Source organism: Pseudarthrobacter sp. NBSH8, from assembly GCF_014217545.1.
Lineage (GTDB): Bacteria > Actinomycetota > Actinomycetes > Actinomycetales > Micrococcaceae > Arthrobacter.
The window spans coordinates 3,613,290-3,635,977 of sequence record NZ_CP043178.1; the positions used below are offsets into that span (position 1 = coordinate 3,613,290).

Here is a 22,688-nt window from a genome sequence, read left to right on the forward strand (position 1 = left end):
CGCCCAGCAGAAAGGCCGACGACGGCACTCACGTGAGTGCCGTCGTTGGCCCTTTGTGCCGGTGGCCCCCGCGCACACGCGTGACCTGGCGTCACACAACGTGACGGCCTCCGCATCCGGATCAGCAACGTCCTACCCTTGACAGGTGACTTTGACTACGATCCGCACCGCCGCCGCGAGCTCCCTCGCCGCCGCCGGTCTCCTGTTTACCCTCGCCGCCTGTTCCGCACCGGCCGCGACCCAGCCAACCACCTCTGCCCCGGCGACGACGGCAACGGCCTCACCCAGCGCCTCCGGACCCTGCGCGGGCGTGAAGGTGATCGTCGATTCGGGCGCCCTGAAGCAGGCTGCTGCTGACACCTCCGTGTGCGTGGCTGTGGACGCGGCGACGCCCGTATCCAAGGTGCTCGACGAGGCTAAGGTGAAAACCGTGGGCACTACCGAATACCCCAATGAACTGGTGTGCCGTGTGAATGGTGTGCCCGCCGCAGACTTCGATATCACCCACAAGGGCGGCACGTACCGGGAAGAGTGCGGCAAGATGCCCGCAGCCTTCGCCTACTGGTCCCTCTGGGTTAAGCCGGCCACCGGCGACTGGGCCTACGCGCAGGAAGGCCTCGCCACCCTCCAGGTAAGCCCGGGTGAGAGCCTGGAACTGCTGTACACGGTCGACGGCGAACCGGCCGCACCGGCAGCATGACCTTTCGACCCGCGCCGTTACGCGCAGCGGCGGCTCTGGCCGTCGTCTTCATCGCGGCGCGGGTCATCTACCGCATCCTTTTCAACGGGGCGGGCATTGGCGAACCGGTTCTGCTCGACCTGCCGGCGGTTCGGCTGCCTGCCCCGTACGCGCATGTGGTCTTCCTCGGTCCGGTCACCGGAGCTGGCCTGTGGCAGGCGGTCCTGTCCGCCCTGCCGATTGCCGGGATGTTCCTTGCTTTCGGCCTGCTCAACGCCTGGGTCGATGTGGCCCGCGGCTTTGTCCACCTGGCCCGCCGCGGTCCCATGCAGGGCCTGGCCCGGACGCTTGTGGTGGCGTGGGCGGCGCTCCCGGCGCTTGCCGACGCCGTGACCTCCGTCCGCCTGGCGTTCCGGTTGCGGGGCGAACGCTTCGGACCGCGCGCCCTGGTGCCCGTGCTCGAGCGCACCCTGGAGCACGCCAGCCGGGTTGCCGCGGCCCTGGAGCTGCGCGGCTTCGGGAGCCGGGCAGCACACCAACCCGGACAGGGTACCGAAGCGCCGGTTACCGTCCGGGACGCACAATTCCGCATCGGTGATGCGCAGGTGCGCGTTGCTGGTTTCGCGCCGTCCAGCGGGTCCATAACGGTCATTACCGGGCCGACGGGCTCCGGCAAGTCCACCATCCTGCGAGGTATCGCCGGCCTCCTCTCACACGTTGACGGTGGAGAAATTTCCGGCACGGTGTGCGTCGCCGGAACGGACCGCGCCACCACGCCGCCGCGCGATACCGCCCGCCTCATCGGCGTCGTCCTGCAGAATCCCCGCGCCGCCTTCGCCTCCACCCGGGTCCGGGACGAAATCTCCCTGGCCCTTGAGCTGCGCGGTGTGGCTTCCGCGACCGCCAAGGCCAGGGTGCTGGAGGTCGCCGAGCGGATCGGTGTGACGGCGCTGCTGGACCGCAACATCAGCACCCTCTCCGCGGGTGAGGCAACGCTCGTAGCCATCGCCGCCGCGGTGGTGGAGCATCCGGCCCTGCTTTTGGTTGATGAGCCCCTGGCCGACCTTGACACCGCAGCACGCGGACACGTTATCGCCGTGCTCGACGCCCTCGCCCGGGACGCCGGTACCTGCGTCATCGTGGCGGAGCACCGGGCTGCGCCACTCGTCCCGGTTGCCGACTCCTGGTGGACCATCGACGACGGCGCCCTGGTGCCCGGTGCCGCGCCGTCCGCTTCCCCGACGGTTGCGCACCCTACGCCAGCGCCGCCAGCGGAGCACGCGCCCGTACTGATGGCGGCAAACCTTGCGGTGCACCGCAAGGGCAAGCCGCTCGTGCTGGATGCATCCCTGACCCTGCACCGCGGCGAAGTGGTGGCCTTGGTGGGGCCGAACGGGGCCGGGAAGTCGTCCCTCCTGGTGGCGCTCGCCCTGGGTGAAGGAACGGTTCGTGAAGGGACGGGCGGTGTAAGAACGGTCGACGGCGGCCGCGTCGCCCTCGTGCCGGACGCCTCGGACGACCTCTTCACCAGGGATACGGTGGCAGCGGAGCTCCGCGCGGCCGAACGGCGCCAGGCGCGCCGTAAGGACGTCGGGCAACCTGCGCCTGGCTCCGCGGCGTCACACCTGGCCCGTTTGCGGGGAGACGTGCGGATTCCCATTGGGCCCGAGCATCCCCGGGACCTCTCTGCCGGGGAGCGCAGGATCCTGGCCATCGCGCTGCAGACCATGGACAACCCTCAAGTGCTCCTGATCGATGAGCCCACCCGCGGACTCGATCCTGCGGCGCGCACCGCAGTCTCGGCAGCGCTGCGGGCCGCAGCGGACTCCGGCGCGGCGGTCTTGATCGCCACGCACGACCACGACTTCGCCCACGGCCTCGGCGCCCGGATCCTCCCGATGCGTGACGGCGTCGTGCCCTCCGTGGCGGCCGAAGTCCCGGAACCGCGCCTACCGCTTCCCCGGCAAGCAGGTGCAAGACCAAAACCACGGGTCATCGAACCAGACTCCCCGGTCCCGGCAAGACGGCACCGCATCCGGATGCCGCGCGGCGTTGAACTCCCTGTCCTCGCGGTGGCCAATCTTCTGGCTCTGGCAGCGTTCTGCTGGCCGCTGCTCGCGGCGGCCCTCCCGCAGGACGCCGCCGCGGCCCTCCCCTACGCGGCGCTGGCCATCGCACCACTCGCTGCCGTCGCCGTCGTTGTGTCCATGGATGGCTCGGTCCGCTCCGCACACACGGTGGCGCTGCTCGGCGTCCTGGCCGCCGTAGGTTCCGCAGTTCGGGTGGCGAGCACCGGCGTCGGGGGCGTGGAGGCAGTCTTTATCCTGCTGATCCTGGCCGGCCGGGCCTTCGGTGCCCGTTTCGGCATGCTCCTCGGTGCCGCCACCATCGCCCTCTCAAGCGCCGTGTGGGGTGGCATCGGGCCCTGGACACCGTTCCAGATCTTCGCCTGCGCGTGGGTGGGCGCCGGGGCCGGCCTGCTCCCGCGCCGGGTGCGCGGGAAAGCAGAACTGTGGATGCTGTGCGGCTACGGCGCCCTGGCGTCTTACCTGTTCGGCCTGCTCACCAACCTGTGGTTCTGGCCCTTCGCGGTCGGTGCGGGCACGGGCATCTCCTACGTGCCCGGCGCGCCGCTGGGGACAAATATGAGCAGCTTCCTGCTCTACTCGCTGGTGACCTCGACGGCGGGCTGGGACACTCTGCGTGCCGTCACCACCATCGTCGGAATCGCCGTGGTGGGACGGGCCATTCTTGCCGCCCTGCGGCGGGTGAAGCCGGTCTCCAGCGCGGGCGGGCAAGCCGGGCCGACTCACCCGGCCAAGGATCACTCCACCCAGGCCAGGGACCGGCTTCAGCTCACACCTTGAAGTACTTCGCCTCCGGGTGGTGGAACACAAACGCGTCGGTGGACTGTTCGGGGTGCAGCATCAGCTCATCACTGAGGACCACGCCCATCCTTTCGGGCTTCAGCAGCTCCGTCACCTTGCGGCGGTCCTCCATATCCGGGCACGCGGGGTAGCCAAGCGAGAACCGCGCACCGCGGTAGTCGAGTTTGAACAGGCCGGCCTTGTCCTTGGGCTCCTCGGCCGCGAAACCCAGCTCCTTGCGGATCCGGGAATGCCAGAACTCCGCCAGCGCCTCGGTGAGCTGCATGACCAGGCCGTTGAGCTCGTAATAGTCGCGGTATTGGTTGGCCGCGAACATCGTGGACGTGAACTCTTCGATCTTCGAACCGGCGGTGACCAGCTGCACCGGCAAAACGTCCACCTGCCCCGACTCGCGCGAGCGCACGAAGTCGGCCAGGCACAGGTGCCGGTCGCGGCGCTGGCGCGGGAAGTCGAACCGCAGCCGTTCGGTGCCGATCGGACCGCCTGAACCACCGTCGGGGGCGAGGAGCCCCGCGGTGCCGAGGACGCCGTCGTGATCCTCTCCGTGGTGCAGCACCACCACCTGTTCCCCTTCGGTGACCACCGGGAAATAACCGTAGGCGACGGACGCATCAAGCATTCCCTCGCCGAGGATGCGGTCCAGCCAGTACCGCAGGCGGGGCCGGCCTTCGCGCTCCACCAGTTCCTCATAGGAGGCGCCGTCATCGCCGCGGCCGGGCTTGAGCCCCCACTGCCCCATGAAGGTGGCGCGCTCGTCGAGCATGGCGGCGTAGTCGTGGAGTGCCACGCCGCGCACAATGCGCGTGCCCCAGAACGGCGGCGCGGGCACGAGGTTGTTGGCGGCCACGTCGGACCGGCCGGGCATTGCCTCCGGCTCGGTCACCGTGAACTTCGGGCCGCCTTTATGGATCCGCTTCTTCAGCGGCGGAAGGCCGACGGCATCCGGGTCCGCGCCGCGGGCCACCTGCACCAGCGGTTCCATGAGTGCCAGGCCCTCAAAGGCGTCCTTGGCGTACCGGACGGTTCCCTCAAACTGCTCCGCCAGGTCCTGCTCCACGTAGGCGCGGGTCAGGGCGGCGCCGCCGAGGATGATGGGCCACTTCTTCGCGAGGCCCCGGGACTGGAGTTCGGCGAGGTTTTCCTTCATCACCACGGTGGACTTCACCAGCAGGCCGGACATGCCGATCACGTCGGCGTTGTGTTCCTGCGCTGCGGCCATGATCTCGGCGATCCCCTGCTTGATGCCGATGTTGATGACTTTGTAGCCGTTGTTGGTGAGGATGATGTCCACCAGGTTCTTGCCGATGTCGTGCACATCGCCGCGCACGGTGGCGATCACCATGGTGCCCTTGCCCGAGGAATCCGATTTCTCCATGTGCGGCTCGAGCAGGGCCACCGCGTTCTTCATCACCTCGGCGGACTGCAGCACGAACGGCAGCTGCATCTCGCCGGCGCCGAAGCGCTCGCCCACCACCTTCATGCCCTCGAGCAGGTAGTCGTTGATGATGCCGAGCGGGGTCATGCCCTCGCTGCGAGCCAGGTCGAGGTCTCCTTCGAGGCCCTTGCCTTCGCCGTCGATGATGCGCCGCTCCAGGCGTTCGCCGGTGGGCAGCGCCGCAAGTTCTGCCGCGCGCTGGTCCTTCAGCGCCGCGGTGTCGACGCCGGCGAACAGGTCCAGCATGCTGTTCAGGGGGTCGTACGTGATGTTGCCGTCGGCGTCGTATTCGCGGCGGTCCCAGATGAGGTCCAGGGCAACTTTGCGCTGTTCTTCCGGCAGGGAGGCGAGCGGAACGATCTTGGCGGCGTCGATGATGCCGCTGGTCAGGCCGGCCTGCACGGCCTCGTGCAGGAACACCGAGTTCAGGGCCATGCGCGCTGCCGGGTTCAGGCCGAAGGACACGTTGGAGACGCCGAGGGTGGTCTGGATGCCGGGATATTTCGTGGTGATCTGGCGGATGGCCTCGATGGTTTCGATGCCGTCCCGGCGGGTTTCTTCCTGGCCGGTGGCGATGGGGAAGGTCAGGGCGTCCACGATGATGTCCTCGACCCGCATCCCCCATTCGCCTACCAGGGCGTCGACGAGGCGCGAGGCGATGGCCACCTTGCCTTCGGTGGTGCGTGCCTGGCCCTGTTCATCGATGGTCAGGGCGATCACGGCGGCACCGTGTTCCTTTACGAGCGGCATGATGCGCGCGAAGCGGCTGTTGGGGCCGTCGCCGTCCTCGTAGTTGACGGAGTTGACCACCGGGCGTCCGCCGATGTGCTCGAGCCCGGCCTGCAGCACGGGCGGTTCGGTGGAATCGATGACAAGCGGGAGCGTGGAAGCCGACGCGAAACGTGAGACGATCTCCTTAATGTCGGCCACGCCGTCGCGCCCCACATAGTCAATGCAGACGTCGAGCAGGTGCGCGCCAACACGAACCTGTCCGCGGGCAATATCAACGCAGTCGTCCCAGCGTTCTTCGAGCATCGCCTGGCGGAACGCCTTCGAACCGTTCGCGTTGGTGCGCTCGCCAATGGCGAGGTACGCGGATTCCTGGTCGAAATTCACGTGGTGGTAGAGGGAAGCGATGCCGGCTTCACGCTCGGTGGGAACGCGGCCGCCGTCGGCGCCCCTGCCGCCGCTGGTGACGGCGCCGCTGGCGCGGAAGGGCGCAAGACGTTCGACGACGGCGGCCATGTGCTCCGGCGTCGTACCGCAACAGCCGCCCACCAGGCCCAGGCCGAATTCCCGTACGAACTGTTCGTGCGCTGTGGCGAGTTCGGTGGGCGAGAGCGGATAGTGCGCGCCGTTGGGACCAAGGACGGGCAGGCCGGCGTTGGGCATGCAGGCGATCGCGACGGAGGACTGTTTGGAGAGGTGGCGCAGGTGCTCGCTCATCTCGTCCGGCCCGGTGGCGCAGTTCAGGCCGATGGCGTCGACGCCGAGCGGCTCGAGCGCGGTGAGCGCGGCGCCGATTTCGGAGCCCATCAGCATAGTTCCGGTGGTTTCGACCGTCACCTCGACGAAGATGGGGAGCCGGATACCGCGGGTGACGATGGCCTGCTTGCAGCCATTGACCGCGGCTTTGGTCTGCAGGAGGTCCTGGCTGGTTTCGATGAGGAAGGCGTCCGCGCCCCCGTCGATGAGGCCCTCGGCCTGCAGGGCGAAGGTCTGCTTGAGGTAGTCGTAGCTGGTGTGGCCGAGGCTGGGGAGCTTGGTGCCCGGTCCCATGGAGCCCAGGACCCAGCGCATCCGTCCGTCTGTTTGTTCTGCCGCTTCCGCACGCTCGCGGGCGATTCTCGCGCCTTTGCGGGCGAGTTCCTCGATCCGGTCGTCGATGCCGTAGTCGGAGAGGTTGGACCAGTTAGCGCCGAAGGTGTTGGTTTCCACCGCGTCGATGCCGGTGGCGAAGTACGCGTCGTGGATGTCCGCGAGGACGTCGGGCCGCGTGGCGTTGAGGATCTCGTTGCAGCCTTCGAGCCCCAGGAAGTCGTCCTCGAGCGAGAGTTCCCGGCCCTGCAGCATGGTGCCCATGGCCCCATCGGCAATGACGACACGGTGGTTCACCGCATCCAGGAGTTCCTGGGCGCGGACAGGGCGGGGGACGGAGTCTATATCAAGCGCAAAACGAGGCATCTAAACAGGTTACGTGCGGGGGCCTCTGCAGTGCGCTGTGTGTCCATGTGCTACGACGGCGGGTGGTCGCCTCGCTAGGACCTTCGGGCAGCGCCTGTGAGTTAGCGCAACTGGCATGCACGGGTTGACAGGGACCCCGCAGACCAGCCCGGCAATGGACACCATCACCATAATTTTCATGTCAGGACAAGAGCCGCTATGACGCCGCCGCACCAGTGACGGCGGGCAGTACCCGTACCGGGACGCAGGTGCGCCATGGCGCGGCTTGCTCATAGGCGTCGGCGATGGCAAGCACGGTGGCGTCTGAGTGTTCAAGCCCCATGAGGTGCATTCCGATGGGCTGCCCGCTGGCGAACCCGCAAGGCACACTAACGCCCGGCATTCCAGTGAGGTTCGCGGCAGAAAGCATGCGCAGCGCAGCAGCCAGAGAGTTCTCGCCGACTGACGCGGTCAGTTCCGAAGACATTGAGGACGCGAGTGGTGCGATCGCCGGGAGCGTGGGCGAAACCAGCCCGGCCACGCCGGCCCGGGCCATGGCGTCGGGTATGTACGCTCTGAGGTGCGTCCGGACCTGCCAGGCCAGGCGGACCTCGTCCCGGGACACCAGGGCACCGGTTTCGATCATGACGCGTGTACCGGGCAGATACCCCTCGGCGGACCGCTTTAGCCGCTCACGGTGATGGCGGGCCGCTTCCGACAGTGAAATTGCCACGCTTGCGTGCAGTGCCAGGTCCAGTTCGGGGAGCCGCAGCTCTACGATCTCCATCCCCAGGTCCGCAAGCACGGAGAGGGCATTTTCCACGACAGCCATGACGTCCGGGGCAACCCCCCATTCAGACCACATCCGGCGGTCTACTCCAAGCCTGGTCGAAGCAGCAACGTCCCGAATGCGGGCGGAAACGGGTCCTCCGAGGCGGGCAAGTGCCTGCGGCTCCACCATCCCGTCAAAGAGCGCAGCGCAGTCTTCCACGCTCCGGGCGATCGGCCCCACATGATCCATCGTGTGGCTGACGTGCAGGACACCGGTGGAAGATACGACGCCGGTGCTTGGCTTGAGCCCCACCAGGCCGTTGACGGAAGCGGGGTTTCGGACTGAGCCGCCTGTGTCAGTGCCGAGGGCCCCGGGAATGCTTCCCACCGCAACAGCGACTCCGGATCCAACGCTTGAACCGCCAGCATACCGCTCAGGATCCCACGGGTTACGTGACGGCGGCGTCCCTTGGCCGAAGGCGAACTCATGCGTTTGAAGTTTGCCGAGAATCACAGCACCGCTGGCACGGAGTTGACGTACGACGCCGGCGTCGTCCTTTGCGATGTTCCCTCGCAGGCTGTCTGAGCCGCCTTCGGTGGGCATCCGGCGGACGTCGATGACATCCTTTACCCCCAGGGGAATGCCGTGGAGGGCGCCGCCGAACTGCCCCTTGGCGGCCTGGCCGTCGGCCAGGCCGGCCGCTGCCCGCGCCCCCCTCTCGTCCACGAATGCCCAGGCGTGGGCGTAGCCTTCGGTGTCCTGAAGCCGGTCCAGCACGGAGTCGAGCAACTCAACCGCCGACAGCTCCCGTCGTCGGATACGGCCAGCCGCTTCGGTGATGCCCAGCTCCCATGGCTCGGTCACGGTTTCACCCCCTGGTGCGGCGCACCGGACTGGTCCGCGGAACCGGCCTGGTCCGATGCGAGGGTCAGCTGCTCAAAGGATGACTTCAGTTCATCCATCCCGGCCCGGAAGTCCCGGTACGCTGCTTCCAGCGCCGGCAGATCCTCCCGGGCGATCGCGTTGCCCACCAAATCGCGGATGACCACCAACTGCCCACTGGTCAATGCGTGTTCGCAGTCCACTGGTTGGTTCATCGGTGGGCCTCCGTAGTGAGCTGCCCGTCCTGGACCACGCAGATGCCGTCCACCAGGACAGTCCGCACACCGCGAAAGTCCTCCATTCGGGCCACAACCACGTCAGCCACGCGCCCGGCCTGCAGCCGTCCGCTTCCGGGGCCAATGCCCGGGATAAGGTCCGCAACTGCCGAGCTTGCCATGGCGACGGCGTCGGCCAGAGAGCGGTGCCCGTGGGCCGCGATGTCATGGACGGCGGAGATCAGCTCGTCGTGGTCGCCGTCGTGCCCGTAGTCCGTGCCGATGACGGAGATGAGGTCCGGTTCCCGGAGCAGCAGGTCCCAGTGTTCGCGCGTGGTGACGGTGTGCCTGCGGTGCAGGAGATCGAACACCGAGGCCTCGGCCGGCCAGCCCATTTTCCGGCCCAGGACGGCCAGCTCGTACGCTTCCGCAGGGGTGTGGGAGGGGTGGTTTGCGTGGGCGGCAATCACGGTTGCCCCGCTGCCGTCCAGCTGGAACATGAGCTCACGCAGGACGCCGGCTGTGGCCGAGGCGCTGTGCACGATGGCCGGCACGCCGAACTTGGCCGCTGTCTGGACCCCTTCCCGGATACCTTCGATGGCAGGGACGAACGAGGGCATCACGGAATTCGTGACGAGCTTCGAGAGTTGGGTGGCGGTGAGGGCCTCCGCGAGTCCGGCCTCTTTGGCTGCCTCAGCCAGTGCACCCACGTTGAGCGCACCGGCATCGATGAACCGGCCCAGCACGGCTTCCTTGATGCGCCGCGCCTGCTCGAGGGTGATGCGGATCCCGGAAGCCTTGTGGATCGCTGCGGGGATGTAGACGAGATCCTGCCCTCCGCCGCCCAGCGTTTGGCCTCCGCCCAGCTCCCCGATGGCGACAGCACCGTCGTCGAGCATCCGCTCAACGGTGAGTTCACGGGCCTCAGCCGCCAGTCCCCGGCCATCAGCCATGGCCGCCGCATGGAGGCAGCGCGGCAGATGCGTGGTGGCGCCCCGCACATGCACCGCGTGGCGGCGGTCGGCTTCGCGCACGTCGTCCATGGACGCGAAGCCGCAGAGGCTAAGGACTGTGGTGGTTCCGGCCAGGAGGTGCCTGTCCAGGTTGCCCATCCACCGCTGCGCGGACAGGGCCGGCGCCGCACTGGGGAACAGTGCGCCGGGGGTCACGCCGTGGGTGTGGCTGTTGATGAGGCCCGGCATCACGATGCAGCCCGCGGCGTCGATGACGTCGCCTGCGAAGCCGCGGTCCGCTTCCCAGTAGTGGAGGACGTCCGCGATGCGGCCGTCGCGGATGACCACTGCACCGGCCTCGATGACAGTGTCCCCGGAGCCCGTGACGATGGTGCCTCCGCGAATGAGCGTAGACATCCGCTCCCCTCTCGGCTAGTTTCATCATATCGAAGTTTGCTTCACTATAGCCGCAACGGTGCGGCGTCGGAACCCCCGAACGGAGAACACGATGGCAGAGCCACAGACGCAGCGGGATTTCGTCGGATATGGCGAAATTCCGCCTGATTTCCGCTGGCCAGGCGACGCCCGCGTGGCCGTTTCCCTCGTCATCAACGTGGAGGAGGGCGCCGAGCGGAGCATCCCCCGCGGCGACACCGCCAACGACCTGGGTGCGCACTGGATTCCGGCTCCTGCCTCGGCCACCCGGAACCTCACTCTGGAATCGGCCTTCGAGTACGGCGCCCGTGCCGGCATATGGCGATTACTTCGGATCCTACAAAAACACGACGTCCGGGCCACCGCCTTCTGCTGCGCCATGGCACTGCAACTCAACCCGGCCATCGCCGCGGCACTCGTCCGCGACGGACATGAGATCGCCGACCACGGCCACCAATGGGACACGCATACAGAGCTCGACGACGATGCTGAGGAACGCCTTATCCTTGCCTCCCGCGACGCTATCCAGGCCAGCACCGGCCAGGTCCCCACCAGCTGGTATTCGAGGGACGGACTCAAACCGGGCACGCGCGGTGTGCTCGCCGGGAACGGATTCGCCTACGAGTCCAACAGCTTCAATGACGACCTTCCACATTGGGGCTCCGGCCAGGAAAATCCGAAGCTCCCGGTACTGCCCTATGCGGGAGACACGAACGATTCGGGGCTGTTCCGGCAGTTCCCCACCGCAGCATCGTTCGGCAACCACTTGATCGCGGCCCTGGAGCTGCAGCTCGATGACCCCCGCGGAGGCCCGTCGGTGATGAGCGTCGGGCTCCATCCACGGCTGATCGGACGCCCGGCGTACGCAGCCGCCCTCGACCGTTTCCTTGCGCATGCGAACGGCAGGGCCGCCTGGTTCGCGACACGCGAAGAGATTCTGAGCGCGTGGAAACGCACGAACACGGAGCAGCCGACGGCGGACGGGTCACCGGCATCGTAGGGTCACCCGCGCCGTTGGGGTCGCCGTCGGGCTAGTGCGCTGCGAGCAGCGCACCCCACCCGGGGATCGGGCGTGAAACGCCCGCCAGGTGAAGCAGATGCCACAGGGTGGCGATGGCGCTGTCCACGACGGGGATGCCAAACTCCTGCTCGAAACCCTCCACAAGGTAGCCCGAGCGAAGGTTGGTGCCGACGCACACCACCGCATCGAGGCCGTCCACAAAGGCCGGACGCATGATGGCACCGATGGCGGCAGCGTCCAAGCGGGCGATCTCCGGGTTGCTCATGACAGACTCCGGAACCGAAACGGCGCGCACATCGAGGCCGTGGCCGGAGTACTCGCGCTGGATCCCGGCAGCGATGGATCCGGGGCCGGGAAAAACGAGGCCGATCCGGCTCGCAGACAGCGCACGGAGGGCCTCGACGACGGCCACGGAAGCCGTAGTCGCCGGTACGCCGCACATAGCCTGGAGCTCGGCACAGAGGGCCCTGTCGCCAGCAATCCCGGTCCATGAACCAGAGGTGCCGTGGAACGCGATGGCCTGCAGATCGGCGTCCTTCAGCAACGCCGGAGCATCGCCGAGAACGCTCAGGTCCACCGTGTCATCAAGGCTCGGCGGAAGGCGAAACCGGCTGTAGTGGCCCCCCAGGTCCGGTTGCCCCGCAAGGATCGCCGCCGTGAGTGTCTCCGCGTTGGAGTTGCTTGAGGGGACAAGGATTCCCAGCCGTGTCCCCGGCCCGGGAACGCCCACGTTCAGTGCGCCTTGCCGAGGGACGGCGGCGTGGATATTGCGAGCATGACTGCGGCAGAATCCGTCTTGTTGCTCCACCAGTGCGGCAAGGAAGCGTCATAGGTCAGGCTGTCGCCGGCCTCCAGCACAAAGTCCTGGCCGCCAATGGTAGCCACCAGCGTGCCGGATTGGAGGATGACGCACTCCTCGCCCTCATGGGAGTGCGGAACATAGGCGCCGTCGAAGTTGGCGGGAATAGTCATGTTGATGACCCCCAGCTTGCGCTCCGCGTCGGGAACGATCAGCTCCATGATGATGCCCTGCGAGGGGATTTCAATGCGGCGCCGGTCTGCCCGGCGGACCAGCATGTGGTCCTGGCCATCGTTGGGATCTGTAAACATACTTGCCAGCGGCAGTTCGAGGGAGTTTGCCAGGCGCAGGAGCGTGGCAAAGGACGGGTTACCGATTCCGCGCTCAATCTGGCTGATGAGTCCTGCACTGACACCTGCACGTTCGGCGAGTTCCTCCACGGTGAACCGTCCGAGGCGCTGCTCTTTGATCATGGCGCCGAGATGGGCGATCCAGAAGTCGCGTTCCAGGGACCCGGTTGCTTCGCTGCTGGCTGTGTCCGTGCCTTCCACAACGACTCCTTCATTAGTCCTTGGTTTTGCGTCAGTATATCGAAGATAGTTTCGCGTTGACGGTTTTTTTGATGGCCTGGATTCGACGGGCGTTCCGCCCCTCCCAGTGGCGCTCACGCGGCCCGCAGTTCGGCATAGCCGGTCAACATGGAGGCGAGTTCCTTCTCCCAATAGACCGCACAGCGGTCGGCTCCGCGCTCGAAAACACCCGCTGCGGCGGCCATTCCGGGTGCCGGGAGTCCGATACTGCGGCTGGCACTGGCAACCACGTCCACCACGCGCCGGACGGCTTCCGGCAAGGCCTCCGGCCGCTCATCTCCGTGGCGAAGGAGGTCCGCAGCCAGATCGGTCGGGCCCACCCAGCCCCCGCCGAACGCCTCGCTGCCAACGAATTCCTTGACGCGCTCCACGGCCTCGACCGTCTCGAACAACACCGTGATTACGGGAGCAAAGGAGTAGTCCATGCCGAAGGCCGAGGCCGGCGTCACCTGCCGCGGACGCGATCCCGCAGGAGCGTACCGCGTGGCTTCGTAGGCGCGTTCAAGTTCGTCCACCGTCCGTACCTGCGGCAGCACGATCTCCGCCACACCGGTGTTGGCGAACGCCACCAGCGTGTTCCTGTCCAGGTCGGGCACGCGCACCGCCACCTTCACCCCGGAGCTGGCCAGGCGCTGCACCACATCGCTGCATTGCTGAACGGTGATCCCGGTCTGCTCGGCGTCGAGGACCAAGAAGTCAATGGTGGCGTGGGCAAGGAGGGCCAACAAGGTGGGCGTGGGATCGGCGGTGATGATGCCGACGCTGCGTTCAAGGGCGGCGGCTGGTTCCTGGGTCATGGGAGGTTCCTCATTCGGGTGGCGCGGAAATGAACAGCGATCGGGTGCCTGAACGGCCGGTCACTCGTCAGGGACGAATTGCCAGTCCGCGGGCTTGCTGACCCCCACAATGAGCTCCACGTTCTCGTCGCCGTCGTTTGTGAGTCCATGGGTGGTTCCCCGGGGGATGTAAATGCCGTCGCCGGGTTTTGCCCGGTAGGTGGTGTCGCCGAGATGGACGATGGGTGCCCCGCTGAGGACGACGTAGAACTCGGACGCGTCAGGATGGTGGTGGCACAGGTGGTGCTGCCCGGGCAGGATCGTTCCCCAGCTGACGCACAAATCATCTGAACCGCTGAGGTCCCTGGAGATGAGCGTGCTGACCAGGCCCTGGTCGCGTTGTCCCTTGAGTCCAACCTTATCCAGGGCCGTGAAGCCTTGCTCGTGGACGTTGTGCACCAGACGGCCGATATCCACCGTGGCCGTCCCGTCGTCGACCGTACCCATCATGCAACGCCTTCGAAGGCGCCCACAGCAGTGACAGCTTCTGCCTGCACAGGCGGGTGTTCCATCCACCACCGCGCGATCTCCTCGCGGGTGGCGAACCAAACCCCAGACTGGGCAGTGGCATATTCGAGGAACCGGCGCACTCCGTGGGCAACGCTGGGCCGGCCGCCGATCCTCAGGTGCAGCCCCACGGACATCATCTTCGGCACGGTCTCGCCCTCGATGAGGAGGCAGTCGAGGGAGTCCTTCAAAACGTTGAAGAAGTCCTCTCCGGTGCCGAGGCTTCCGTTACCCCAGAAACGGGCATCGTTTGTGTCGCCCGAATACGGAACCACCAGATGGCGGTGCGGGCCTGCCTGCACGTAATACGGAAGGTCATCGGCGTAGGAATTCGAGTCGTAGAGCACCCCTTCCTCGGCCAGAATGGTCCGGGTGTTCTCGGTGATGCCCTCCCGGACATACCAGCCCACCGGCCGCACGCCGGAAACAGCCTGGACGGTGTCCAAGGACTTGCGGATCTCCTGCCGCTCCTCGTCGGGCTCCATTCCCACGGTGCCGCGCCACTTGTAGCCGTGGGCGCAGATCTCGTGGCCGTCCCGCACCATGGCCAGGGCGGCGTCCGGATTCCGCTCAAGCGCAGCACCGCAAGCCATTACCGTTGCCTGGACGTTGTACTCGCGCAGCATGCCGAGGTAACGCCAGATACCCACGCGGCTGCCGTACTCGAAAAAGGACTCCTTCATGAGGCTGCGCCGAGAGGGATCGGCGGACCAGCCACCGAAGATCGAGACGTCCTCGTCCCGCTCGTCACCGGCTTCGATGGAACTCTCAGCGCCTTCCTCGTAGTTCAGCACCACGGATACAGCAACCTTCGCGCCGCGCGGCCACGTGACAACCGGAGGGTTCTCCCCATATCCAATCAGGTCCCGCATGGGCTTCTCCTTGCTAGTTCATTATATTGATGAAGTTTCACTTACAACGCCTGCCCCTCGTAGACTTTCCGGTGGGCAGCCAGTGACGTCCTGAGCATGCTGTCGACGTCATCGATGACGTTTCCGTGCGCGGGTCCGATCAGCACGGCGGGATAGGACTCCAGGGTGTCTTCGATATCCTGGAAGGCCGTGCCGACGTCGACAAATTTGGTCCAGTAGAGCGCGCGGCCGGTGCCATAGGCGGCCTGCTCCACCGAGGGCGGCTCCGGCATCTCGCTGGAGAGCAAGCGGCACTGCCCTGGCAGGTGTACCGGTTCGTCGTCCTCGTCCGGGGCGGGAATGTCGTGGATGTAGGAAAAGCCGTCGGAGACGAACATGATCCGCGCGCCTGAGTCGTAGCCCCAGAGCGTGTTCTCCAAGTCGCGGATGTAGGCCGGAAAGAAGCGGAACTCCCTGTCGCCGAGTTCCAGCGACTCGCCGGCGGCCTTGGCCCTTAGCCTGTCCTTGTATTCAGGAAAATGAAGGGCGTAGTCCCGGACATCACCCACCACAACAGCCGAGGGGTAACGGGCCAGCAAGGCCGGGAGGTTGCCCGCGTGCGGGATTTCCGGATGGGTCGGGAAGATGTAGTCGAGTCTCCGCCCGTCCAGCGCATGGTCCAGCTGCGCCAGGACGGTATCCCGATGTGCCGGATCCCCCGTGTCCACCAGGATCGACGCCTCGGATCCGATGACCAGGTAGGACGAGACGTGGTAGTGGACTTCCTGGCCTTCAGCGTTGGCCGAAAGGCAGCCGCCCATCCAGTGGACGCCGTCGGCGAGGACGCGTCCGGTGGTGAGCTCCAGGCCGGGATGTTTGGGACTCATTGGATGCCTACCTTCCGGAGGGCCGCTGCCAAGGCCGTGGCCTCGGCAGCGCATTCCGCCAGGCCTGCAAAGGGTTCGCCGTATCCCGGGCCGATGGCCTTCACCCGGCGTTCCCGGACGACGGTTTCGACATCCTGCGCGATGCCGCGCGTATCGGCCTGGGCAAACCACTGGAACTTATGCAAACCGGCCGCCGCGTTTGAGATGCCGTACGAGCCATGCGTGAAGGCATCGGAGGTCAGGAGCGCGCCGGAGACGGGATCGAAGATCCATAACGTCGGCAGGAGCCGCATCAGCGGTGAGACGAACTCCAGCGTCAGGCCGTCCATGACCTCGACCTCAAGGGACGTCCCCGGGTTGACCATGATGCGCCGCGGCGTCGCCGAGGTCCTTGGTACCGTGATTCCGCCCGTGTACCAGACGGAATCGACGTCGAACCGCGCCTCGATGGCGGGAAGGTTCAGGCAGCATTCCATCTCCGTCCGTGTCAGCACGACGGCAAGCCGTTCCCCCGGTTCGAGAAGCGACTCCAGCTGCCCGATAATCTCCGCCTCGTGGAGCCGGATGCCGGTGTCCACGAGGACCGAGCCGGCGCTTCCTTTAATGAGGTAGCAATTGACGGGCTGGTGGACGCGGACGCCAGGCGGGCACCAGCTGACCTGTTCGTCCAGAATGATGTCCGCACCCAACCGATGGATGCGGTCCCCGATGAGGCTGTGGGCGCCGTTGACGGCGGCCACAGCATCGGTTGGGTGTGGATTCAACGGCTTCTCCTCTCTTCGTATCCGAATCAGCTGGCCTGGGAGGCGCTGGCCGAGTCCCAGACGGCGATGGCCTCGTCCAGCGTGCAGACATCGTGGCGGGCCTTCATGACAGTGAGTGCAGCATCGTGTACCACCGTGTCGTAGGCGCCCACGGCGTCCTCAAGCAGCACGGCATAGAAGTCGTTGTGGACGGCGTCACGCAGCGTTGCCTCGACGCATCCGCCGGTGGAGACGCCCACCAGGGCAACGGATTCGATGCCCTGGCTCCGCAGCAGGAGCGCCAGCTCCGTGCCCACGAACGCGCTGGGTCGGCGCTTGGTGATGATGACCTCGCCGTCCTCGGGCAGGCACTCGGCACAGAATTCCGTGGCCGGATCGCCCTTGAGGCTCAGCTTGCCGAGATCAATGGGCCGGCCGTTGGCGGCCGTATACAGAGCCCGCAACCAAGCGGCAGGTGAGCTGCCGCCGTCGGGCAGGTTTTCGACCCGGATGTGGAAGATGGGGACACCGTTTTTCCGGGCGGATTCGATGGCCCGTCCGCAGCGCTTGGCGACATCGGGCATCATGCTGAGGTCATGGCCGGAGTCGCCGATGGCGCCGCCGGCGTTCACGGCGCCTTCTTGCATGTCGATCACTACAAGGGCGGTGCTGGCCGGGTCGAGCAGTTCCTGCAGGGTGTCACGGACCTGTTTTCCGCAGATTTCAATCATGGGGTGTCTTCCTTCTGTGAGTTGGTGCCGGCCGGGTTCGACGTCTGCCGGCCGGCACCACGCGGGGACTGCTGGCGGCCTAGCGGCCGAGGGCGTTGAAGTTGATCTGGCCGTTGGTCAGAGGCACGGCCCCTGGCAGTCCTGTCTTGGTGACGAGCACTCCCCTGGTTTCGACCAGCGACAGGATAGGCGCGCCGTCGTCGACAAGGGAGGCCATCTTCTTGAGAAGAGAGGTGCGCTTGTCTGTTTCCTGGTCGGGCGTGGCGGACAGTTCGCTGCGTGCCTTGTCGAACTCCGGGCTGGACCAGCCGGTGCTGTTGCTCGGGGCGCCGGTGCCGTAGAACGCGTAGCTATAGAACGCGGGGTCGGCAATCACAATGGGCTCGGAGTACAGCACGGCCTGGTAGCGGCCTTCGATCAGCGCCGTGGAGAAGTCGGTGGAGCTGGCCACGTTCTGCAGCTGGACGTCGATGCCGACGTCCTTGAGCATGGACTGGAGCAGCACTGCTGACTTGGCCGCTACTGGTCCCGGGCGCGTAACGCTGTAGCTCAGCGTCATCGGGAACCCATTGCCGTACCCGGCCTCGGCCAGGAGCTTCTTGGCTTCAGCCTTGTTGAACTTGTAGATCGCTGAGCCTTCAACCATGGGGAAGATGGAGCCGGCCGGTTCGCCGAAACCGGCATACGCGCCCTTCACCAGCGCTTCACGGTCGATCGCCATGGAGACTGCATGACGGACTTTGGGGTCAGCCAACGGGCCGGACGTGGTGTTGATCATCATCGTGTCGCGCGTTTGGCTGGCGCAGTTCAGGACAGTGACGCCCGGCGACTTCTCCAGCGACTTGTACTGGTCGTACTCGAAGCCATTGGCCACCTGAACCTCACCGGATTCAACCAGCTGGCTTCGGGTGGCCGTGCTCTGGACAGCCTTGACGGCCACCCGCTTCACCGTCCCGCGGGTTCCCTCCCACGCCGGATCGGCCGTCACCGTCAACGAAGCTCCCGGCGTGAACTCTTCAAGCTTCCAGCCGCTGTAGTCAGCCAGGTTCTTCGAAAGCCAGTCATTCGCGGTCGGATCTTCCGCGGTGACGTGTTTCTTTGCCTCGGTGCTGTCGTGGATGTAGAACAGGTTGTTCTGCAGGGATTCTTCGGTGTAGGAGGTCAGCCCTGTGGTGTTGAGCTGCAAGGTCCGCTCGTCGATCACCTTTACCAGGTCGTCCACATTGAAGCCACTGCTTTTCAGTGTTCCCCTCATCACCGGTTGCCGCTTCATACCGATATCGAAGCTCCATCGGATATCTTCGGCCGATAGCGTGTTCCCGAACTGGCTGGTGAGCTTGCGGAGGGTGATCACGACGCCGGTGCCGTCCGGGCTGGGCTTGGCGCTCTCGGCCAGCCGGCCGGCCAATTCAGTGGACGGTTCGGGGCACGTCCTTCCGTCGCTGGCTCCAACCTTGTACTCGAGGAGTTGGGAGCCAAGGCCGCTCAGCACTACGTGCGAAGCGCTGCCTCCCCAGGGCGACGGCGTGAGGCTGTCCGGCAGGGCTCCGACGGCAACAACAACATTTTCTATGGATGGGTTAGCTGCCGGATCAGGGGTGGAGCCGCCGCAGGCCACGAGGGTCGCGGTGAGGGCGACAGCAGCGCCTCCGGTGAGCAAACGCAGACTTTTCATAACAGTCACTCCGTTATTAGGGGGAAGCTAGGGCTGGGCGGTTTCGTAGCGGTACGCACTCTTGTGGCCGGCGCGAATGATGGGCTCGACGTCGCGGATGTTGCTGATGAAGTTGCCGTGGGTGGGGGCCACGGATTTGACGCCGAGCTCATCAATAAGATGAAGAACGCGGTCATAGACGGCGTCGGCATCGTTGGCGAAGCGTGCCCAGTAGAGGGCGCTTCCGGTAAAAAAAGCAGCATTCTCGACGGCGATGGGCACCGTCAGTTCGCCGGTGGTCAACCCGCATTCGCCCGGGAGGTGTACCGGGTCTTCGTCATCGAGTTCGGGGCGGTGCATGTAACAGAAGCCGTCGGCGGTGAACAGCACGCCGGCTCCAGGCGCGAACCCCCATTGGGTGTTGGGCAGGTCCCGGATAAGGGCCTCCACCACCATGAACTCCTGCCCGCCCAGATCGATTCGATCCCCGGGCACCCTTGCGTGGAGGTTAGGAACGATCTGAGGGTAGAAGAGGTGGTAGTCGCGGATGTCGCCTACCACCTGGATGTCCGGGTACTTCTCCACCAGCCTCGGCAGGTTTCCGGTGTGGGGAAGCTCGGGGTGGGTGGGAAACACATAGGTCAGCTGGCGGCCATCCAGCAGCTCATCGAGGGTGCGGGAAATGATGGGCCAGCTCGACGGATTGCCGGTGTCCACCAGGATTGATGAGTGCTCGCCCTGGAGGAGGTAGGTGGAGTTGTGGCCGTGGATCACACGGTCCGCCAAGTGGAAGGGGAGGCAAGAGCTCATCCACGTGACGCCGTCCGCTACGCTGCGGGGGAGGTCGCTGCTCATCGTTTCTACGAGTTGTTCTTCCATGATGGTCTCCTAAACCAGCTGCGGGGTGAGCGCGTCGAGCATGAAATCGAGGTGGCGCCGCACCACATCGCGTCCCTTCAGGACGCAGCCGCGGGACGGGGCGATCACCTCCGGGTCCAGGGTGTCGAACTTGTCCTGGAGCCATTCCCTCAGAGGCTCGCACGTGGAGCGTGGGATCCATTCGTATTTCGCATAAAGGTGGCCTGCGACCTGTTCCACCGTGGTGGAGTCCTCGACGGTGGAGTCGATGATGCGCTGGCCGTCGGGCCGGTCCATCACGCCGTGGGTGAAGGTGTCCGAGGTGAAGAGCGTGCCCGTTTCCTTGTCCCAGCCCCAGAAGGTGGGCAGGAGGCGCAGCAGGGGCGCTTCTACTTCCAGTACGCGGCCGGGAGCTATCTCGATCTCGGCCGCCCGCGCCATGGAGTCGCCCTCCTCGGTGCGGTGGGCATCGATCTGGTGCCGGCGTCCCCGCAATGCCAGTCGGCTAACGTCATCGAAAGCATCGAAGGGATTGATGACCCCGCCGGTATAGAGCCTCTCGATGTCGAACCTGCCAGCGATTGGTTCGAGGTTGGATACACAGTCCATCTCACTACGGGTGAAGAAGATGGAGACTCCCCCGCCTTCACCGATCAGCTTGGCGAGGTCGTTAAGGACCTGTTCGCTATGGACAGCCAGACCGGAATCGACCAACAGCCTGGATGGGCCTTCGGTCAGGAGGTAGGCGTTCGACGGCTGGAAGCCCGTTGCACCTTGCGGCACCCAGCTCACGCGGGCGTCGAGCGGAATACTTCCGCCGAGGACCGTCAACTTGTCTTCATACAGTGTATTGAACATATCTTCAATCTATTGAATCTCGGAGGTTTGTCAAGGACTTTTTTACGGCGCGGGTTTTTAGCCCTGCTGCACGGCGGGCTCTGCAGCAGGGGACACCTTCGGGGGACGCTTTATGCCACGGATGACGTTGTTGCGCGTGCGGGGATCCAGCAGCGTGATGAGGGCGTCAAGCAGCACATACCCCAGCAGGCTCGTGGCACCCATGATGAGGACGAATCCCTGGATGACGGGCACATCGCCTTTGAGCACGCCGTCCAGCGACCACCCGCCGACTCCGGGCCAGGAGAACACGCTCTCGATGATGGCCGCGCCGCTGAGTGCAGCGGCAAACAGCAGGACCATGTAGGTCATCAAGGCCCCGCGTACATCGCTAAGCGCGTAGCGGAAGACCTGCAAGGGCCGCAAACCGCATGCCCGAGCAAACTCGATCTGGGGTGAGTTCAGGACCTGCAAGAGGCCCGTCCGTACCGTCTTCCCGAAGGGGGCGGCGAAGAACAAACCCATGGTGACGATGGGCAGCACCGCCCGGCTGAGGATGGCTTGCACGGTCCCCCACTGTCCAGCGATCACCGCGTCCAAGGCCAAGGACCCCGTCACTTTGGGCGGAGGAATATCGGAGCTGGACAGCATTCCCAGCGGTGCTGGGGCCAGATGGAGTTGCTGATAGAAAACGAAGAGCAGAAGGAGGGCAAGGACAAACTCCGGCATGGCCATGAGGACCGAGACGCCGGCCGTAAAGGCCTTATCGGCGCCGCGTCCGTAACGGTAGGCCGCCAGCGTACCCATTCCCAAACCGATGAGCAGCGCCAGGAGCAGGCCCGGAAGTAAGTAGACCAGGGTGTTGGGCAGCCGCGTCCAGATCTCCCCGGAGACCGAGCTTCCGGTGAAGAACGAATGCCCCAGGTCCCCGCTCAGCGTGCGGCCCATGTAGTCCAGATAGCGTTCCCAGAACGGCTTGTCCAAACCCAATTCGGCGTTGATCCGGGCGATATCGGTCGGGGTGGCGTACTCGCCCAGGAGGGCGATAGCGGGATTACCTGGAAGCAAGGAGACCAGGCCAAAGCTCAGCGTGATGAGTCCCAGCAAAAGCAGGAAGGCTATGACAATGCGGGACAGGACGTAACGGATCATGCCATGGCCGCCTTTTCTCCAGGGGTGTACGGGATGGGAGGCATTGCCGCGGCCATGAGGGCCTGGGTGTAGGGCTGTTGGGGATTGGCGAGTACATCGTGAGTGGACCCAGTTTCAACGAAACGTCCGTGGTGCATCACGGCGACCCGGGAACAGAAGTGCCGGACGGTGTCAATGTCGTGGGAGACAAAGACGTAGGTCAGTCCCCTAGCGAGCTGCAGCTTAGCGAGCATGCGCAAAATGGATGCCCGGATAGTAAGGTCCAGTGACGACGTCGGCTCATCGAGGACCACCAATGTCGGGTCCGTGACGAGGCACCGGGCGATGCCCACTCTTTGCTGCTGTCCGCCGCTGAGATTGGCGGGGCGCCGGTTCAGGAAATCCTGCGAGAGCCCTACCTCTTCCAGGGTCTCGGCCACACGCCGAAGTCGTTCTGCCCGGGAGCCGTAAGACTTCGCGACGATCAACGGCTCCTCAACAATCTGGCGGATGGTCAGGCGCGGGTTCAGGGACGCAAACGGCTCTTGGAATACGATCTGCCAGCGGCGGCGGCGTTTACGCAGCTGCGCCTTCGACAACGCGCGTATGTCCTCGCCGTCCAGGAGGATCGTGCCGGAGTCGGCCTCAATGAGCCTGAGGATCAGACGGCCAAGCGTAGACTTGCCCGATCCGCTTTCACCAATGATCCCCAAGGTCTCTCCCTGCTCGACGGACAGTGAAATGCCGTCAACAGCCGTCACGGACTGTCCCTGCGGGCTGTGGAACGTTTTCCGGACATCCTTCAATTCAATGATGGGCAT

Annotated in this window: 20 protein-coding genes; 3 read left to right on the forward strand and 17 right to left on the reverse strand. The window is 65.5% G+C overall.

Translation table 11 applies throughout. The features are described 5' to 3' along the window. The first annotated feature begins 145 nt into the window (after positions 1 to 145). Positions 146 to 700 (forward strand): hypothetical protein, encoded by a 555-nt coding sequence (locus FYJ92_RS16765; RefSeq protein ID WP_185261707.1) that lies wholly within the window; start codon positions 146 to 148, stop codon positions 698 to 700. After that, on the forward strand, positions 697 to 3,546 hold the full coding sequence (locus FYJ92_RS16770) for an ATP-binding cassette domain-containing protein (RefSeq protein WP_185261708.1): 2,850 nt from the start codon (positions 697 to 699) through the stop codon (positions 3,544 to 3,546). Before FYJ92_RS16765 ends, FYJ92_RS16770 begins: the two co-directional genes overlap by 4 nt. On the opposite strand, the gene metH is transcribed toward FYJ92_RS16770, so the two are convergent. The 4 genes from metH to FYJ92_RS16790 all read right to left on the reverse strand — a co-directional run bounded on the left by metH (position 3,536) and on the right by FYJ92_RS16790 (position 10,404). Next, the gene (gene metH, locus FYJ92_RS16775) at positions 3,536 to 7,186 is read right to left on the reverse strand and encodes a methionine synthase (protein ID WP_185261709.1); all 3,651 of its coding nucleotides are present in this window, start codon (positions 7,184 to 7,186) and stop codon (positions 3,536 to 3,538) included. The genes FYJ92_RS16770 and metH overlap by 11 nt on opposite strands. Positions 7,187 to 7,382: 196 nt before the next feature. Next, complete coding sequence (locus tag FYJ92_RS16780) at positions 7,383 to 8,801, reverse strand: amidase (protein ID WP_185261710.1); 1,419 nt, start codon at positions 8,799 to 8,801, stop codon at positions 7,383 to 7,385. Next, on the reverse strand, positions 8,798 to 9,034 hold the full coding sequence (locus FYJ92_RS16785) for a hypothetical protein (RefSeq protein WP_185261711.1): 237 nt from the start codon (positions 9,032 to 9,034) through the stop codon (positions 8,798 to 8,800). The genes FYJ92_RS16780 and FYJ92_RS16785 overlap by 4 nt, the downstream gene beginning before the upstream one ends. Beyond that, entirely contained in the window at positions 9,031 to 10,404 is a 1,374-nt protein-coding gene (locus tag FYJ92_RS16790; RefSeq protein ID WP_185261712.1) for an amidohydrolase family protein, read from the reverse strand. Before FYJ92_RS16790 ends, FYJ92_RS16785 begins: the two co-directional genes overlap by 4 nt. A 91-nt stretch (positions 10,405 to 10,495) precedes the next feature. On the opposite strand from FYJ92_RS16790, the gene FYJ92_RS16795 reads away from it, so the two are divergent. Continuing rightward, positions 10,496 to 11,422, forward strand: coding sequence for a polysaccharide deacetylase family protein (locus tag FYJ92_RS16795; protein WP_185261713.1), 927 nt, complete (start codon positions 10,496 to 10,498; stop codon positions 11,420 to 11,422). 31 nt (positions 11,423 to 11,453) lie between these two features. On the opposite strand, the gene FYJ92_RS16800 is transcribed toward FYJ92_RS16795, so the two are convergent. The 13 genes from FYJ92_RS16800 to FYJ92_RS16860 all read right to left on the reverse strand — a co-directional run bounded on the left by FYJ92_RS16800 (position 11,454) and on the right by FYJ92_RS16860 (position 22,688). Beyond that, positions 11,454 to 12,173: an aspartate/glutamate racemase family protein gene (locus tag FYJ92_RS16800; RefSeq protein WP_219729667.1), complete on the reverse strand. Its 720-nt coding sequence runs from the start codon at positions 12,171 to 12,173 to the stop codon at positions 11,454 to 11,456. Between the two features lie 2 nt (positions 12,174 to 12,175). Next, positions 12,176 to 12,793, reverse strand: a complete 618-nt coding sequence (locus FYJ92_RS16805; protein WP_185261715.1) for a cupin domain-containing protein — start codon at positions 12,791 to 12,793, stop codon at positions 12,176 to 12,178. A gap of 113 nt (positions 12,794 to 12,906) precedes the next feature. Next, positions 12,907 to 13,629, reverse strand: a complete 723-nt coding sequence (locus FYJ92_RS16810) for an aldolase/citrate lyase family protein (protein ID WP_185261716.1) — start codon at positions 13,627 to 13,629, stop codon at positions 12,907 to 12,909. A 60-nt stretch (positions 13,630 to 13,689) separates the two neighbouring features. Continuing rightward, entirely contained in the window at positions 13,690 to 14,118 is a 429-nt protein-coding gene (locus FYJ92_RS16815) for a cupin domain-containing protein (protein WP_185261717.1), read from the reverse strand. After that, entirely contained in the window at positions 14,115 to 15,047 is a 933-nt protein-coding gene (locus tag FYJ92_RS16820; RefSeq protein WP_185261718.1) for a polysaccharide deacetylase family protein, read from the reverse strand. Before FYJ92_RS16820 ends, FYJ92_RS16815 begins: the two co-directional genes overlap by 4 nt. A 41-nt stretch (positions 15,048 to 15,088) precedes the next feature. Continuing rightward, positions 15,089 to 15,913 carry an MBL fold metallo-hydrolase gene (locus tag FYJ92_RS16825; protein WP_185261719.1) on the reverse strand — a complete coding sequence of 275 codons (825 nt, stop codon included), beginning with the start codon at positions 15,911 to 15,913 and terminating at the stop codon, positions 15,089 to 15,091. After that, positions 15,910 to 16,677 carry a hypothetical protein gene (locus FYJ92_RS16830; RefSeq protein WP_185261720.1) on the reverse strand — a complete coding sequence of 256 codons (768 nt, stop codon included), beginning with the start codon at positions 16,675 to 16,677 and terminating at the stop codon, positions 15,910 to 15,912. The genes FYJ92_RS16825 and FYJ92_RS16830 overlap by 4 nt, the downstream gene beginning before the upstream one ends. 26 nt (positions 16,678 to 16,703) lie before the next feature. Then, positions 16,704 to 17,387, reverse strand: coding sequence for a cysteine hydrolase family protein (locus tag FYJ92_RS16835; RefSeq protein ID WP_185261721.1), 684 nt, complete (start codon positions 17,385 to 17,387; stop codon positions 16,704 to 16,706). Positions 17,388 to 17,466: 79 nt separating this feature from the next. Further along, entirely contained in the window at positions 17,467 to 19,062 is a 1,596-nt protein-coding gene (locus FYJ92_RS16840; protein ID WP_185261722.1) for an ABC transporter substrate-binding protein, read from the reverse strand. Positions 19,063 to 19,089: 27 nt separating this feature from the next. After that, entirely contained in the window at positions 19,090 to 19,920 is an 831-nt protein-coding gene (locus FYJ92_RS16845) for an MBL fold metallo-hydrolase (protein WP_185261723.1), read from the reverse strand. Between the two features lie 9 nt (positions 19,921 to 19,929). After that, complete coding sequence (locus tag FYJ92_RS16850) at positions 19,930 to 20,757, reverse strand: hypothetical protein (RefSeq protein WP_185261724.1); 828 nt, start codon at positions 20,755 to 20,757, stop codon at positions 19,930 to 19,932. A gap of 57 nt (positions 20,758 to 20,814) precedes the next feature. Next, positions 20,815 to 21,888 carry an ABC transporter permease gene (locus FYJ92_RS16855; RefSeq protein ID WP_185261725.1) on the reverse strand — a complete coding sequence of 358 codons (1,074 nt, stop codon included), beginning with the start codon at positions 21,886 to 21,888 and terminating at the stop codon, positions 20,815 to 20,817. Further along, entirely contained in the window at positions 21,885 to 22,688 is an 804-nt protein-coding gene (locus FYJ92_RS16860; protein ID WP_185261726.1) for an ABC transporter ATP-binding protein, read from the reverse strand. Before FYJ92_RS16860 ends, FYJ92_RS16855 begins: the two co-directional genes overlap by 4 nt.